The organism is Nesterenkonia sp. HG001 (assembly GCF_034438835.1).
Taxonomy (GTDB): domain Bacteria; phylum Actinomycetota; class Actinomycetes; order Actinomycetales; family Micrococcaceae; genus Nesterenkonia; species Nesterenkonia xinjiangensis.
Window position 1 is genome coordinate 120,180 of sequence record NZ_JAOSZD010000001.1, and the last position, 14,110, is coordinate 134,289.

The following is a 14,110-nucleotide window of genomic DNA, read 5'->3' on the forward strand; positions in this document are numbered from 1 at the left end:
CCGACAGGGCTCCTGGAGCGGGGCGCCGCTCAGACGCGCAGGTAGCGACGGACCGTCAGCCAGGAGGACAGCACCGCCAGCAACACACCGATGAGCACCAGCCCCGGCATGATGATCCAGGAGGAGGAGGCGTCGATGAACTGGATCCCCGGGACCTGCTGGGAGAGCCACTGACCCAACAGGAACTCGGCGACCACCCAGGTCGCCGCGCAGGCCAACAGGGAGCCGATCACTGCGGCGATGACGCCCTCGAAGACGAAAGGCAGCCTGATCATCGACTTCGAGGCGCCGACCAGACGCATGATCCCGGTCTCCCGGCGTCTGCTGAAGGCGGAGAGCCGGATGGTGGTGGAGACCAGCAACACTGCGCAGACGATCATGACCGCAGCGATGATGAGTGCAACAATCGTCAACCCGTTGAGGATCGCGAAGATCTGATCGAGGACCTCCTGCTGATCGGCCACGGTCTCCACTCCCGGCGCCGAGGAGAACAGCTCTGTGACGATCGGATACTCCTCCGGCTCATGGAGCAGCATCCGGAAGGACTCGGGCATGTCCGCGGCCTCCAGGGACGCGGTGCGGGCGCTCTCACCACGCGACTCGAGGAAGCTCTCCAGGGCCTCCTCCTGGGACTCGTGCCGGAAGCTGGCCACGTACTGGCTCGCCGCACCCTCCTCCAGGGAGACCTCGAGGGCTTCACGCTGGTCCGCGCTGATCGCCCCGGTGGGGCAGGCGGACTGCGTGGAGTTCTCGGTGCAGAGGAACACCGAGACCTCGAGCCGGTCGTAGAAGTCGTCGGTCATCTGATCGACCTGGGTCTGCATGAGCGCGGCGGCACCGACGAAGGTCAGCGAGATGAAGGTGACCAGGATGACCGAGGCCACCATGGCGACATTGCGGCGCAGCGAGGTGAACGTCTCGCGCAGCATGTACAGCAGGCGATTCATCGGTTCCTCCTCAGTCGTCGCCAGATGGAGCGATGCTCTCCGGTGACCCCGAGCTGCTCAGCGGTGCGGCGGGTGTCGGTATAGGTGGACTGGGAGGCCGAGGAGCGTGGCTTCGGGACCTCAGGAGACTCGGCGTCGGGGCTCGACCCGCCGGGTGCAGCATGCTCGATCGGATCCTCCGCCGGGGAAGCTGCGTCAGACTCGTGATGCTCCAAGGGCAGGTCGGCGACCTCCTCGCCCTCGGCGTCGACGGCGCTGGCGGGGCGGTCGGCATCGGGCACGTGCTCCGGGATGTCACGGTCGACCGGCTCGACAGAGGCCGGGTCAGGCGGGGCCGGGTCAGGCGGGGCCGGGTCAGGCGGGGCCGGGTCAGAAGAGGCCGGGCCCTCACCCTCGTCGGGAGTCGCCGCCGTGGCAGACTCAGCCGGACTGGCCGGCGGCACCGGAGGGCGCCGTCGGGGGCCCTGGCCGCGAGAGGCCGGGTGGTCCGGCTCATGGATGGGCGGCTCATCCTCGCTGCTCTGCGCGCGGAGCCGGGCATCCTCGATCTCATCACGGCGGTCGTTGGCAGACCCAGGGGCTGCGGGAGTCGCGGCACTGCCCTGGCGGTCGACCTCTCCCCCGGCGGCGTGAGACAGCCAGGAGAGCCGTGGCTTCTCCGCGGCGCCCTCCGGTCCGGCGGACATCTGCGTGTGAGAGGAGACAGCCTGACGCAGCGCGTCGCGCAGCCTCTCGGGGTCTGCGCCCTCCCCCTCGGGCTCAAGCCCGCTCTCGGTCTCCGTGTAGCCGTCACGGTCCAGGTCAGGCATCTCGGCGCCGTCGAACTCGCCAGTGGGTTCGGGGATATCGACCATGGCCTGCGGACCGCGGAGATGATCCGGCCAGCTCACATGGATCCCCTCGTCTCCGGACGCGGAGCTCTCCTCGGGCGTGGTGCCGGGCTCCGGTGTGGACTCCGAGTCGGTGTCGGAGGAGGCCACGGCGGGCACATCCTCGCCGGCGCTCCGGGCGGCATCTGCGGTGACCGTGTGCGGAGCCGGTTCCGCCGTCAGTGCCGGCGCGGGGCGCGGGTCGTGGGCTCGAAGCGCCCCGCTGGTCTCCTGTTCCCGCAGGATGGTCCAGGCGTGTGAGCCGCGTGGCGGGTCGTAGGAGCCGCGCTCGTCGTCGCGGACCAGCGCCCCGTCGTGCAGCTGGACGACCCGGCGGCGCATGCGGTCTACGATGGCCCGATCGTGGGTGGCCATCACCACGGTGGTGCCGGAGGCGTTGATCCAGCGCAGGATCTTCATGACCTCGTCGGAGGCTCGCGGATCCAGGTTGCCGGTGGGCTCATCTGCCAGCAGGATGGCCGGCTCGTTGACCATGGCTCGGGCGATGGCGGCACGCTGCTGCTCTCCGCCGGAGATCTCATGCGGATAGCGGCGGCCCAGGTCTTCGAGTCCGACCCGCTCCAGGACGGAGGTCACCCGTTCACGGATCTGCGAGCGTTTGGCTCCGATGACCCGCATGGCGAAGGCCACGTTGTCGAAGACGGTCTTGTCCGGCAGAAGGCGGAAGTCCTGGAAGACCATGCCGACGCTTCGCCGGTAGTCCGGCACCCGGCGCTCCAGCATGAGGCCGAGGTTCTGGCCGGCCACCGTGACCTTGCCGCGCTGCGGCAGGCCTTCGCGCAGGATCATGCGCAGCAGGGTGGACTTTCCGGAGCCTGAGGCACCGATCAGGAAGACGAAGTCACCACGGTTGAACTCCACCGTGACGTCGTCGAGGGCCGGGCGGCCTCCCGGCTCATAGCGCCGTGTGACGTGTTCGAAGCGGATCATCTCTCACCAGCTGCCCCGGCGCGCACCGGCCGTTCGGGGCACAGGTCGGGGAAGGCAGGCCGGCGCGTTCTGACTCTAGTTCAGCTGCGACCGCTTTCGGGCCATCAGCGACGGCGTGCCGGAAGTTCCTGGGCCACCGGTGGGGCACCGGAGAGGTGCCCAGGCAGCCCGGAGGGTCCGGGAGCCCGGCCGCGCTCAGTTCTCCAGGAGGGACTGGGCACGCCAGCGGATGCCGGCATCGATGAAGCCGTCAAGGTCGCCGTCGAGCACCGCCGAGGTGTTGCCGACCTCGTGCTCGGTGCGCAGGTCCTTGACCATCTGGTAGGGGTGCAGCACGTAAGAGCGGATCTGGTCACCCCAGGAGGCCTTGATGTCGCCGGCCATCTCCTTCTTCTCCGCGGCCTCCTCCTGCTGCTTCAGCAGCAGCAGGCGGGACTCGAGGACTCGCATGGCGGCGGCGCGGTTCTGGATCTGCGACTTCTCGTTCTGCATCGAGACCACGGTGCCGGTGGGCAGGTGGGTGATGCGCACCGCGGAGTCGGTGGTGTTGACCGACTGGCCGCCGGGCCCGGATGAGCGGTAGACGTCGATCTTGAGGTCGTTCTCATCGACGTCGATGCTGTCGGTGCCCTCGATCAGAGGGATGACCTCGACGGCGGCGAAGGAGGTCTGGCGGCGGCCCTGGTTGTCGAAGGGGCTGATGCGCACCAGACGGTGCGTGCCGGCCTCCACCGAGAGGGTGCCGAAGGCATAGGGTGCCTTGATCTCGAAGGTGGCCGACTTCAGCCCGGCCTCTTCGGCGTAGGAGGTGTCGAGGACCTTGACCGTCCAGTCGCGGCGGTCGGCCCACCGGGTGTACATGCGCAGCAGCATCTCGGCGAAGTCCGCGGCGTCCACACCTCCGGCGCCGGAACGAATGGTCACCACGGCGTCACGCTCGTCGTACTCCCCGGCGAGCAGGGTCACGATCTCCAGGGAGGCCAGAGCCTTGCGGATGGACTCGATCTCCTGGACCGCGTCGGAGAGGACCTCCTGGTCGCCCTCGTCGTGGGCCATCTCCACCATGAGCTCGACGTCGTCGATGCGTCCGGCGAGCTTGGTGAGGCGCTCGAGCTCGGACTGCTTGTGGCTCAGCTGGGAGGTGATCTTCTGTGCGTTGGCCTGGTCGTCCCACAGGTCCGGCGCGGCGGCCCGCTCGCTGAGCTCCGCCACCTCGTCCCGGAGCTTGTCCACGTCGGTGACGTCGGTGATGCGGTTGAGGGTGGAGCGCAGGGAGCGCAGCTCAGTGGGGAAATCAGTCTCTGCCATAACGTCTCCACCCTACCGGCTGGCGGGGAGGTTCGCCTGCCGCGGCACCCGTTCCGGCGCCGGCTGCGCAGGACTCCACCGCAGCGGCTCAGCGATTGAGGCTGACCCGGGAGTGTGACTCTGCACTGATCGGGATCTCGGCGGGCAGGAACCAGCTGAGGATCGGCAGCTCGGCCGAAGCCCCGAGCCGGACGTGGGCCGTCTGGCCCCCGTCCGCGACCCACGCGTCGGTGACTTCGAGCCCGGGGAGGCGGCCGTGCGCACCGGAGGCGTCCAGATAGTCCTGAGCCTGGGCGCGGACCTGAGAGGAGGTCAGGGTCGGTGCGGAGCCTGCTCCTGCGGCGCTCTGTGCCGCTGCGGAGGCGGCGCCGTCGGCCGTCGAGAGCAGCTTGCGGGCCTCCAGGTTCACCGCAGTGGCGCCGACCACCACGGAGACGAGCATCAGCACCACCAGGATCATGCCCAGGATCAGCACCGTGGACTGGCCGGACTCCTCGTCATGCAGCTGCCGGCAGCGGGCTCGGACGCCGGAATGGACGCCAGGCAGGACCTGACGGTGGACTCCCCCGGCGGCCCTGCGGCCCCTCCCGGTGCCTCGCCTGGGATCCCTCCCCCGGCGGTGCGGCGTTGATCCCCCGGTCGACTTGAGAGGGCGGGTCCCGTCGCTCATCCGCCCTGCACCTGCACCGAGGTGGAGGAGACCGTGACCAGAGTGGGTTGCCAGGACCCGACGTCAGGGACCAGAGGCACCGGGACCTGGATCTCGACCGAGAAGGTGACAAGGTCACCGTCGGCGGTGCAGTCACCCTGGGGGCAGCCCCGACTGACGGTAGCCCGGTCTGCGGCGATGTCGAAGTCCTGCAGCGCGGCCAGCACCGCGGCCTCGCTGCGGCTGTCGGCCCGCGGTTCGCCGCCTTCGGCGGCCACGTACATCTTCGCGGCCTGGTCGGCTGCCCCGGACGCGGCGTACGAGGCGCCCTGGACTGATGAGACGCCCAGCATGAAGTAGATGATCGGGATCAGCAGCAGCACGGCGAGCAGGATGAACTCCACGATCGAGGAGCCGTCCTCCGCTTCCACCGGCCCGAGCCGACGGCGCAGCGGGGCCAGAAGCTTGCCGGCAGCCCCGGACGTCCGGAGTCGACGAGTCGACGGACGGGTGTCAGTCGAAGGCATAGGCCCTCCCCTGCACCTCGAGCATTCCGAGACCGGGGCCGATCCCCATCAGCGGGACCCCGGCCCGCACCGTGATGCGCAACGTGCGGCCTTCCTCCTCATCGACGTAGGTGTAGGTGACGTCTCCGGCGTGGTCGCCGGCGATCGAGGAGGCGATGAGCGATCGTGTCCGTTCCACCCCGTCCTCCGCGGTGCGGTCGTGCAGAGCCCCGAAGCGAGCGCCGGAGGAGGCAGCATCGATGAGCGTGTTGCGCACGTGGACGAAGGTCATCAGCTGGATGACCGCCAGTGTGAGCAGCACCAGCAGTGTGGCCACCATGGTGAACTCCGCAGTGGCGGCACCACGCTCTTCACGCAGCAGGGATCGGCACTCGACCCGTCCCCCGCACGGGCTGGACTTACTGATCTTCGCCATCGGAGGTCAACGGGACACCTGGTCGATGGCGTCGCTGAACAGCCCCTGGAGCGCCGGCTGGGCGATGGCCAGCAGCCCCGCGACCAGCACGGCGCTCATCAGGGTGATCATCACCCAGCCCGGCACGTCACCGCGCTCCTCGGTGTGCAGACGAGTCAGCAGCGCGGCCGGGCCACGGCCGTGCTCGAGGTCCCGTCGCTCGTCACAGCTTGGCGTCTGGGGCTGGTTCTTCTGGACGTACATGGTGTGTTCCTCTCCGATGATGTGATGGATGGTGATCGGTTCAGTGGTTGGAGCTCAGGTCTCGGTGCGTACGGTGGTCAAGTGCAGTGCGGGCCTCAAACTCCGATGGAGAGAAGTTCGAGCCCGGGGTAGACGGCGAAGATGACGGTCAGCGGAAGCACCCCGAAGACGAGTGGGACGAGCATCGAGATCTCCTTCTTGCCCGCGGTCTCCATCAGGTCGCGCTTCGAGAGGTCTCGGACGTCCTGGGCCTGAGCCCGCATGACGTCGGCCAGAGGTGTGCCCCGCTCCATCGCCACGATGATGCCCTCCAGGAATCGTGAGATCGGTGGTGACTGCACACGCCACGACATGGTCTTCAGTGCGTGGGAGAAACTCGTGCCGGCCTGGGTCTGCCGCAGCACTCGGGTGAGCTCGACATTCAGCTCACCGCGGGAGACTCGGCTGACCCGTTCGAATGCCCCAGGAGCGCTCTCCCCGGCGCTGACCGCGAGGGCGATCATCTCCGCCACCGTGGGGAACTCGGAGAGCATCCGGCGCTGACGACGGCGGATCTGTGAGCTGAGCAGGTTGTCGCGAAGGGCGAACCCCAGCACGGCCAGCACAGTCACGCTCAGCACGGCCACCACCCCGTGGAACTGCCCGGAGACGAAGGCCACCAGATTGATCGCAGCCCCCAGGACAGCACCTGCAGCACCCATGGCGACCTGCTGGAGCCGGAATTCCGACGGGGTGGTCCGTGAGTCCGCCTGGTCCAGGCGACGCTGCAGCGCGGCGACATCGAGGCTGAATCTGTCCAGACGGACCATGGCGGCCTTGAGCAGCGGGGTGAAGATCCGCCCCACGGCCCCCAGATGGACCAGAGGCGGGGCGGTCGGTGTGAACAGCCCGGCGCCCACTCCTGTGGAACGCAGGGCCGGGGAGATCCGATCGACGAAGCGGGGGCGGTTCATCACCGGCAGGGAGAAGACCACCACCAGCAGCCCGAGGCCGAGCCCTAGTCCGACGATGACTGCCCAGGTGATCGTGACGCTCACAGCAGCACCCTCTCTTCCTGCGGCAGCGCACCGATGCGCAGCATGAGTCGATAGCAGACGAGGGAGACCACCAGGCCTGCGGCGAGCACCATCAGCCCCGTCATCCCGCGGTAGGCCTCTGCGGCCTCCGGCTGAGTGGAGAGCAGAAGCACGACGACCCAGGGCGCGGAGACGGCCAGCTTCGCGGCGTTGACCGTCCACGACTGACGTGCTTCGAGTTCGCTGCGGGTGCGGGCATTCTCGCGGAGGAACTCCGCCAAGGTTCCCAGCAGCCTGCCCAGATCCGAGCCTCCCACTTCTCGAGTGATGGTCAGCGCGACGATGATCCGATCACCGACCGGGTCGGCGAGTCTCTCCTTGAGCCGCCGCAGGGACGTCTGCATGTTCTGGCCCGCGCGATAGTCCCGGGAGAACTCCACGAAGGGCTCACGCAGCGGTGCCGGGCCGGAGCTGCCCAGCTGGATGAGCGCCTCAGGAAGCGACATCCCAGCCCGCACGGCGGAGCGAAGATGGTCGACGACGTCGGGCCAGATCTCTCGGAGCACCGCCCGTCGGCGTGCCGCCTGCCAACGCAGCACCACCACGGGTACGGAGGAGGCGAAGAGAGCGAAGCACAGCGCGACCGGGACGGCCGCAGTCAGCAGCATCACGAGAAGGAAGCCGACCACCGCACAGGCGAGGATCGCCGTCACCGCGCCCGAGACCCCGACACGTTGATGCCCTGCCTCCGCGAGCAGACGCCGAAGGCGTCCCGCGCGCCTCCCAGCACGATCAGGACGGTCCATCTGACGGGGCCAGAAGGACCACCAGACCAGCAGCAGCCCCATCCCCAGGGCGGTGCCCAGCAGCAGACTCACCCCAGCACCCCCGCCCTCGCCAGCTGGCCGTGTCCGTCCTCCGAGAGCTTCGGCAGGTCGAAGATTGCGCTCGGACTCACCTGCAGCTCCCCCTCGTTGCGGGTGAACAGTGTGGAGGTCTCGATGCGCTCGGCCTCGACCCGGGAGCCGACCGCCACGATCTGTTCGACGTGGCGGCTCCCCCTCCCATCGCGTGCGCAGTGCACGACCAGGTCCACGCAGGACGCGACCGTCGGCACGATGAAACCGCGGCCGATGTTCTCCCCGGCGAGCAGGGGCAGGGTGCAGATCTTGGTCAGTGCCTCGTGAGCACCGTTGGCGTGGACTGTCGCCATGCCAGGAAGGCCGCTGTTGAGCGCGATGAGCATGTCCAGGCTCTCCGCCTCGCGGACCTCACCGACGATGAGTCGGTCAGGGCGCATGCGCAGCGCCTCTTTGACAAGTCGCCGCAGCGGAATCGCGCCCTCGTTCTCGAGATTCGGCTGGCGGCACTGCAGACCCACCACGTCGCGGAGGGGCAGCTGGAGCTCAAAGATCTCTTCCACGGTGATGACCCGCTCCCGGGGCCCGATGGCCGATGCCAGGCAGTTGAGCATCGTGGTCTTGCCAGCCTGCGTCGCACCAGAGACCAGCACATTCATGCCGCCGGCGACGCACACCTCCAGGAAGCGGGCGGCGGCCACCGAGAGCGAACCGAGATGGACGAGATCATCCAGGCTGGAGGCGCGAGCGATGAACTTGCGGATATTGACCGCCCAGTGGCGACGGGTGATGTCGGGGATCGCCACATGCAGACGAGAGCCGTCAGGCAGGGCGGCGTCCACGAAAGGTGAGGACAGGTCCAGCCGACGACCGGAGCTCTTCAGCATGCGTTCCACGAGGTCACGGACGCGCTCTTCGGTCAACGTGACGGACGTCAGCTCCGAACGGCCCCCGCGAGCCACAAAGACCTCCTGCGGACCGTTGATCCAGACCTCTTCGATGGAGTCGTCCTCAAGAAGGGGCTGAAGCTCTCCGAAACCCGCCACCGAGTCCAGGATGTGCTTGACTGCCGCCTCCAGCTCACCGATCAGCGGCAGGGAGCTCACCATCGAGCGCCTGTCATACTCATCGACTGCGGCCTCGACCATGTCTCGGAGCCCGCCCCGATCTTCTGCCGGGTCCAGTCCGCACAGACGGATCTGCTCCCGGACCTCCTCCTCCACGATCGTCAGAGCATCCACGACTCGTCCCCCTCTGTGCTGTGCCGGCTGTCATCCGGCGTCTCCCAGCGCCGGTCCTGGTACCGGGGCTCGGCTCCCCAGCCGATCCCCGTCCTTCCGGCCCGTCCCTGGCCGGACTCACAGAGCAACACCCTAGCCAGCAGATGAGACACGAGCCACAAGGATGACGCAGCTTGTGGATAACTCAACGACACAGAGCCCCCCTTCGGAATTATCCACAGTTCCGTCTGAGCTGGGCTCCCTGAACGCTGCCACATGGCTAGGCTGGCCTCGCCGACGCCGGTCGATACGCTGTTGAGGAGGAACGATGTCATTGACCCTGACAGTGGTCACCACACCGGAGGCGATGCCCCAGCACCGCTGGCAGGCCCTTCGGCGCTCGGCGCCGGGATATGGCACATATGACGCAAGACTTCGCATCGACGGCGCCGCCCGCCCGTCCGGCGCGCAGCTCCACGACGCGCTGACCATCTGGGCTGGGACATCCCCGAGGCCGGTGGAGGCCACCGTCGCCGGCGTGCCGCTGACCGCACTGCCCCCGGGGTCGCCGCGGATCCACCCCGGCATGGTGGTGGTCTTCCACCCCACAGGCTCGGGCTCCACTGCCGACAGACCGGGCGAGCCGCAGAAGCGCCGAGCGGCACCTGGTGATGTCACGCCCTTGCAGCTCTGCGTGGACGAGGGGCCGGACGCAGGTCGTCTGCTCGCGCTGCCGCGAGGCCGGCACACGATAGGCCGAGGATCCGTCGCCGTCCCGCTCGCCGACCCAGGCATCGCACGGGAACACTGCTTCATCGACGTCGGTGCCCGTTCAGTGACCGTGTCAGCGAAGACCCCGCGGTCGTGGCGAAGTCCTCGACACCCCACCACCCCCTGGACGAGCCGGGAGCCCCTTCACGTCGGAGACGCCACGCTGCGTCTGGTCACCGGAGCACCGCCCCCTGCCGCTCCCGGTCTCTGGCCGCCCCCTCTGGAGCCCGTGGAGGAAGATCCGCCGGAGGGCAAGCATCGGATGATGCTCATGATGGCCTGCGTACCCCTGATCATCGGCATCGTGTTGGTGCTCGTGACAGGCATGTGGTTCTTCCTGCTCTTCAGCGCAGTGTCCGCGCTGGTGGCGGCCGCGACCGTGGCCGACGCGGCCCGCCGTCGTCGTCGGTTTCGCACCGCCGTGGACTCGGCTGCCTCACGGTGGGCCGATCGTGTCGACGATCGGCTGGACACTCCCGGGGCTCTGGTCCGACGGCTTCGCGCGGGTGCCGCAGAGGACGACGCGCCGGTCAGCTCCTCCCCGCAGGAGACACCCGCCGAAACCGGTTCGGCGCCGGCCCCGGTGGTGCGTCTGGGACACGGGGTGACCTCCCCGGCGGTGGGTCTGCCTGCCACGACGCGGCAGATGGAGAGCGTCTTGGTGCAGTGCGGCATTGGAGTGCCGCTGCGCCCCGGTGAGCAGGTGACGATCAGCGGCCCGCAACGGGTTCGCCGCCGGCTCCTGCACTGGATCCTCGCCCAGCTGATCATCCGCGAGCGCACTGCCCGACCCCAGATCCTCGTGATCGGGAGTCCAGAGCACTGGCCCTCAGTCCTGGAGGATCACGAGGTCACCGTGGTGCCCGCCGGTCAGCTCCGTCCTGACGCGCTGCAGGCTTCGGCACCGCCGGCGGTGCTGCTGGTCGATGAGCCGATCACCGTGGACCAGCTCCACGATGCCCTGCGGCACGGCTGGTGCGTGCTCACGCATCGGACTCAGGAGACGTGCTCAAGTACCCCCGGCGAGCGCTCAGCCTGGGAGATCGATCTCAACGCCCACGAGCTACGTCACCGCGAGGTCGACCGGGCCCTCGCCGATCCGGCAGGGGCGCCTGACGGGGACGACCGCCGTCGCATCGATGGTGGGTCCGGCGGCGCCCGTGGACTGGTGGTCGACGGTCTCTCCCGAGCGAGCTTGGAAGATCTCCTGCGTCTGGCGCTTCCACACTGCACGGCGCTCCTCGTTGAGGGGATCGTCCCAGATCAGCTGGAGGTTCCGTTGCCGTCCAAGCTGCTGGACCGGTCAGCCGCTGGGTCCCTGCTCTCAGTGCTGGGCCGCAGCGCCGCCGGTGAGGAGTCCCTGGACCTGGTGGAGGACGGTCCGCACATCCTGCTGGCGGGGACCTCCGGCTCGGGGAAGTCCGAGCTGCTCAAGGCGCTGATCCTGGGGTGGGCCGCCCGCTACGGCCCGGAGGAGCTGGCGCTGGTGCTCTTCGACTTCAAAGGCGGCGCCAGTTTCCAACACCTGGCCGAGCTGGAGCATTCGCTGCGGCTGATCACCGACCTCTCCCAGGCCCAGGCGGAACGCACCTTGGAGGGCATCCGTTCCGAGCTGGTGCGCCGAGAGCGGCTGTTCCTGGCGGCCGGGGCGGGGGACTATGCGGAGTACCGGCGGCTGCGCCCGCAGGAGCCACTGGCACGGATCCTGGTGGTCATCGACGAGTTCCGGATCTTCTCCCATGAACTCCCTGAGACCATGGACGAGCTCATGCGCCTGGCCACGCTCGGGCGATCGCTGGGCCTGCACCTGGTGCTCTCCACCCAACGCCCCCAGGGGGTCGTCACCGCCGACATCCGCGCCAACATCGGCAGCATCATCACGCTGCGACTGCGCAGCGAAGATGAGTCCCGTGACCTCGTGGGGACCGTGGACGCCGGCAGGATCCCAAGGAACCTTCCCGGCCGCGGGATCCTGCGTCAGCCCGGGGAGCAGCCGATCCTCTTCCAGACAGGTCTGCTGACCGCTGCGACCGAGAAGCTGGCGGTGTCGCCGGCCCGGAGCACTCCCCCGCCGGCACAGGGCGCCCACTCCGGCGGGGCGGCCACCCAGGACGTCGTCCGTGCCCTCGGCCGTGCCTGCCAAGCATCGGGCAGGACTCGCCGCCACACACCTCTGCTGCCCCCGCTGACCCAGGACCTCGATCCGCGCGCCGCCCGAGGCGGAAGAGACGGGCCGCCGGTGCTGGGCCGCGTGGACCTGCCGGACGAACAGGACCAGGTCCAGGTGCCGTGGGATCCACGCCGAGACGGCAGCCTCGGCCTGATCGGCGAGGGCGGGTCAGGGGGTCGCGAGGTCCTCGTCGCGCTGGCCTCGCAGCTGCTCCGCGGCCTCGCCGGGCCGGATTGCCCCCGCTGGCAGGTGCACCTGCTCGACGGCGACCGGTCCCTGCAGCGTTTCGCCGACCACCCGGCGCTGGCCAGCTGGCTGACCGAGGACCACCCGGCCGAGGTGGATCACCTGCTCCAGCTCCTCCAGGACGAGCTCAGCGCTCGGCGCACCCGCAGCGTCCTGACGTCTCCCGACGACGAAGAGATCGTCCTGGTGATCAGCGGCTACCCCCAATGGCACCAGGCCTCCCAAGGCCCCGGCGGCGGACAGATGGAGCACCTGTTGGGCACGTTGATCAGCGAGGGCGCCGACGTCGGGATCTCCGTGGTGCTCTCCGGCGGGCGCGAGCTGGCCAGCGGCCGCGTCGGCTCCCGCCTGCCGCGCCGTGTCTATCTTCCCCACGGGGTCTCCCAAGACACCCGGATGCTGTGGCCCAAGCTCCGCCCGGTGGACAGCTTCCCCGGCCGCGGCATCCTCCTCGACACCGATCACCCGTGCCCAGGAGCGGAGATCCAGCTGGTCACCGTGCCCGAGCCGGACGCGACAGCACAGGGCTCAGGCGCCTCCACTCGCGGTCCTGCGGTTCACCCGCAGAACTCCGTCCGGCCACAGATCTCGGTACAGCCGCTGCCGGAGCTGATCTCCCTCGAGCAGGTGCGTGCGGCGGCCCCCTGCCCCGCCGGAGCCCCCGGGAGGGCGGAAGCCGTCATCGGCGTCGAACAGTTCACCCAGCGGCTCGCGGGCTGGAGAGACGCGCCGGCCACCCTCATCCTGGGGACCTCAGGAACCGGGCGGAGCACCTGCCTGGAGGTGCTGGCCCGTCAGCTCGAGGATGCTGTGCTCTGGGGTGCAGACGATCCGTGGACGGACGAGCCCCCGGCACGGGTCCTGCTGCTGGACGACGCCGATCGCCTCGACCCGCAGAAGCACCGGACGCTGGAGACCTGGATCCATCGGGGCGTGCAGGTGGTCGGCGCCGCCACGCCGAGCAGCTCCCTGTACTCGCAGATCCCCTGGTACCACCACGCCCGGTCCTCACCGAGCAACATGCTGCTCAGCCCCACCCACCGGTCACAGGCCGACTTCTTCGCCGTGAACGTCCCCGTGCTGAGGCGCCCGACTCCGGGACGCGCCGTGCACCTGCGGCCCGAGGGGCCGCGGATGATCCAGTGGGCCTGGCCCACATGACACGTCGGATCGGTGAGCTCATCGAGGACACATCCAGGATCCATGGAGGTCGCGACGATAGAGATGGAGGCATGTTCAGTGCATCCCGCAGCTCCGCAGCCCTGGTCGCGATCGCCGTCTCGGCGAGCCTTCTGGCCGGTTGCGGCTCCCCCGACGACGACGCGCCCGAGCAGCCGGACGGTGTGGACGAGGACGAGACCCTTGCGCCCTCGACCGAGCCCTCCGCGGAGAACCCCCATGACGCCGATGACATCGACCTGACCCGGGACGTGGCCCTCCAGGCGGTCAACACCGCCCTGGGCGTGGAAGAGGGCAAGGCCGTCGCCTTCGACAAGACCGGTGCGGATGAGACCGGCATGACAGTGGACATCCTCGTCGACGGAGAGGAGGTCCGCACCGTGGTGACCAATCAGGAAGGCACCGCGGACGTCGAGACGCTGGACGGCGGCGGAGCCGAGGAGTCGCTGCAGGAGGTGGCGCCGGAGGCAGAGGTGCCCATGCTGCGCGCCATGCAGATCGCCCGGACCGAATCGTCCGGGCTGGTCCTCGACGCCCGGCTGGAGGGCCGTGAGGGTGACCTCGTCGTCTGGACCATCACGGTGGAGGGCGCAACCTCCGAGAACACCGTGATCGTCGACGCCCGCAACGGCGCCATCGTGCCCGAGGGCGACAACCCCGTCGAAGACAACAACATCGGCGGCGATCCCGACACCGTGGACGAAGACACCGACTGATCTCACGTCGGAAGATCCACACC

12 protein-coding genes are annotated in these 14,110 nt (G+C 69.0%); 2 read left to right on the top strand and 10 right to left on the bottom strand.

Annotated features, from left to right (window positions below):
• Positions 1-29 precede the first annotated feature (29 nt).
• The 10 genes from ftsX to ODE13_RS00565 form a co-directional block, all read right to left on the bottom strand.
• On the bottom strand, positions 30-947 hold the full coding sequence (gene ftsX / locus ODE13_RS00520) for a permease-like cell division protein FtsX (RefSeq protein WP_322477512.1): 918 nt from the start codon (positions 945-947) through the stop codon (positions 30-32).
• Entirely contained in the window at positions 944-2,767 is a 1,824-nt protein-coding gene (gene ftsE / locus ODE13_RS00525) for a cell division ATP-binding protein FtsE (protein WP_322477513.1), read from the bottom strand. Before ftsE ends, ftsX begins: the two co-directional genes overlap by 4 nt.
• 195 nt (positions 2,768-2,962) lie before the next feature.
• Positions 2,963-4,075 (bottom strand): peptide chain release factor 2, encoded by a 1,113-nt coding sequence (gene prfB, locus ODE13_RS00530; RefSeq protein WP_322477514.1) that lies wholly within the window; start codon positions 4,073-4,075, stop codon positions 2,963-2,965.
• Between the two features lie 88 nt (positions 4,076-4,163).
• Positions 4,164-4,745, bottom strand: a complete 582-nt coding sequence (locus ODE13_RS00535; protein WP_322477515.1) for a pilus assembly protein TadG-related protein — start codon at positions 4,743-4,745, stop codon at positions 4,164-4,166.
• Positions 4,742-5,251 carry a hypothetical protein gene (locus ODE13_RS00540; protein WP_322477516.1) on the bottom strand — a complete coding sequence of 170 codons (510 nt, stop codon included), beginning with the start codon at positions 5,249-5,251 and terminating at the stop codon, positions 4,742-4,744. The genes ODE13_RS00535 and ODE13_RS00540 overlap by 4 nt, the downstream gene beginning before the upstream one ends.
• Positions 5,238-5,666 carry a TadE/TadG family type IV pilus assembly protein gene (locus ODE13_RS00545; RefSeq protein WP_322477517.1) on the bottom strand — a complete coding sequence of 143 codons (429 nt, stop codon included), beginning with the start codon at positions 5,664-5,666 and terminating at the stop codon, positions 5,238-5,240. Before ODE13_RS00545 ends, ODE13_RS00540 begins: the two co-directional genes overlap by 14 nt.
• 6 nt (positions 5,667-5,672) lie before the next feature.
• The gene (locus ODE13_RS00550; protein ID WP_322477518.1) at positions 5,673-5,909 is read right to left on the bottom strand and encodes a hypothetical protein; all 237 of its coding nucleotides are present in this window, start codon (positions 5,907-5,909) and stop codon (positions 5,673-5,675) included.
• A 95-nt stretch (positions 5,910-6,004) separates the two neighbouring features.
• A complete protein-coding gene (locus tag ODE13_RS00555) occupies positions 6,005-6,946 on the bottom strand; it encodes a type II secretion system F family protein (RefSeq protein WP_322477519.1) in 942 nt (313 codons plus the stop codon).
• Positions 6,943-7,803, bottom strand: coding sequence for a type II secretion system F family protein (locus ODE13_RS00560; RefSeq protein ID WP_322477520.1), 861 nt, complete (start codon positions 7,801-7,803; stop codon positions 6,943-6,945). The genes ODE13_RS00555 and ODE13_RS00560 overlap by 4 nt, the downstream gene beginning before the upstream one ends.
• Positions 7,800-9,026, bottom strand: a complete 1,227-nt coding sequence (locus tag ODE13_RS00565) for a CpaF family protein (protein WP_322477521.1) — start codon at positions 9,024-9,026, stop codon at positions 7,800-7,802. Before ODE13_RS00565 ends, ODE13_RS00560 begins: the two co-directional genes overlap by 4 nt.
• Positions 9,027-9,333: 307 nt before the next feature.
• On the opposite strand from ODE13_RS00565, the gene ODE13_RS00570 reads away from it, so the two are divergent.
• Entirely contained in the window at positions 9,334-13,353 is a 4,020-nt protein-coding gene (locus tag ODE13_RS00570; RefSeq protein ID WP_322477522.1) for an FtsK/SpoIIIE domain-containing protein, read from the top strand.
• Positions 13,354-13,424: 71 nt separating this feature from the next.
• A complete protein-coding gene (locus tag ODE13_RS00575; protein ID WP_322477523.1) occupies positions 13,425-14,087 on the top strand; it encodes a hypothetical protein in 663 nt (220 codons plus the stop codon).
• Positions 14,088-14,110 lie beyond the last annotated feature (23 nt).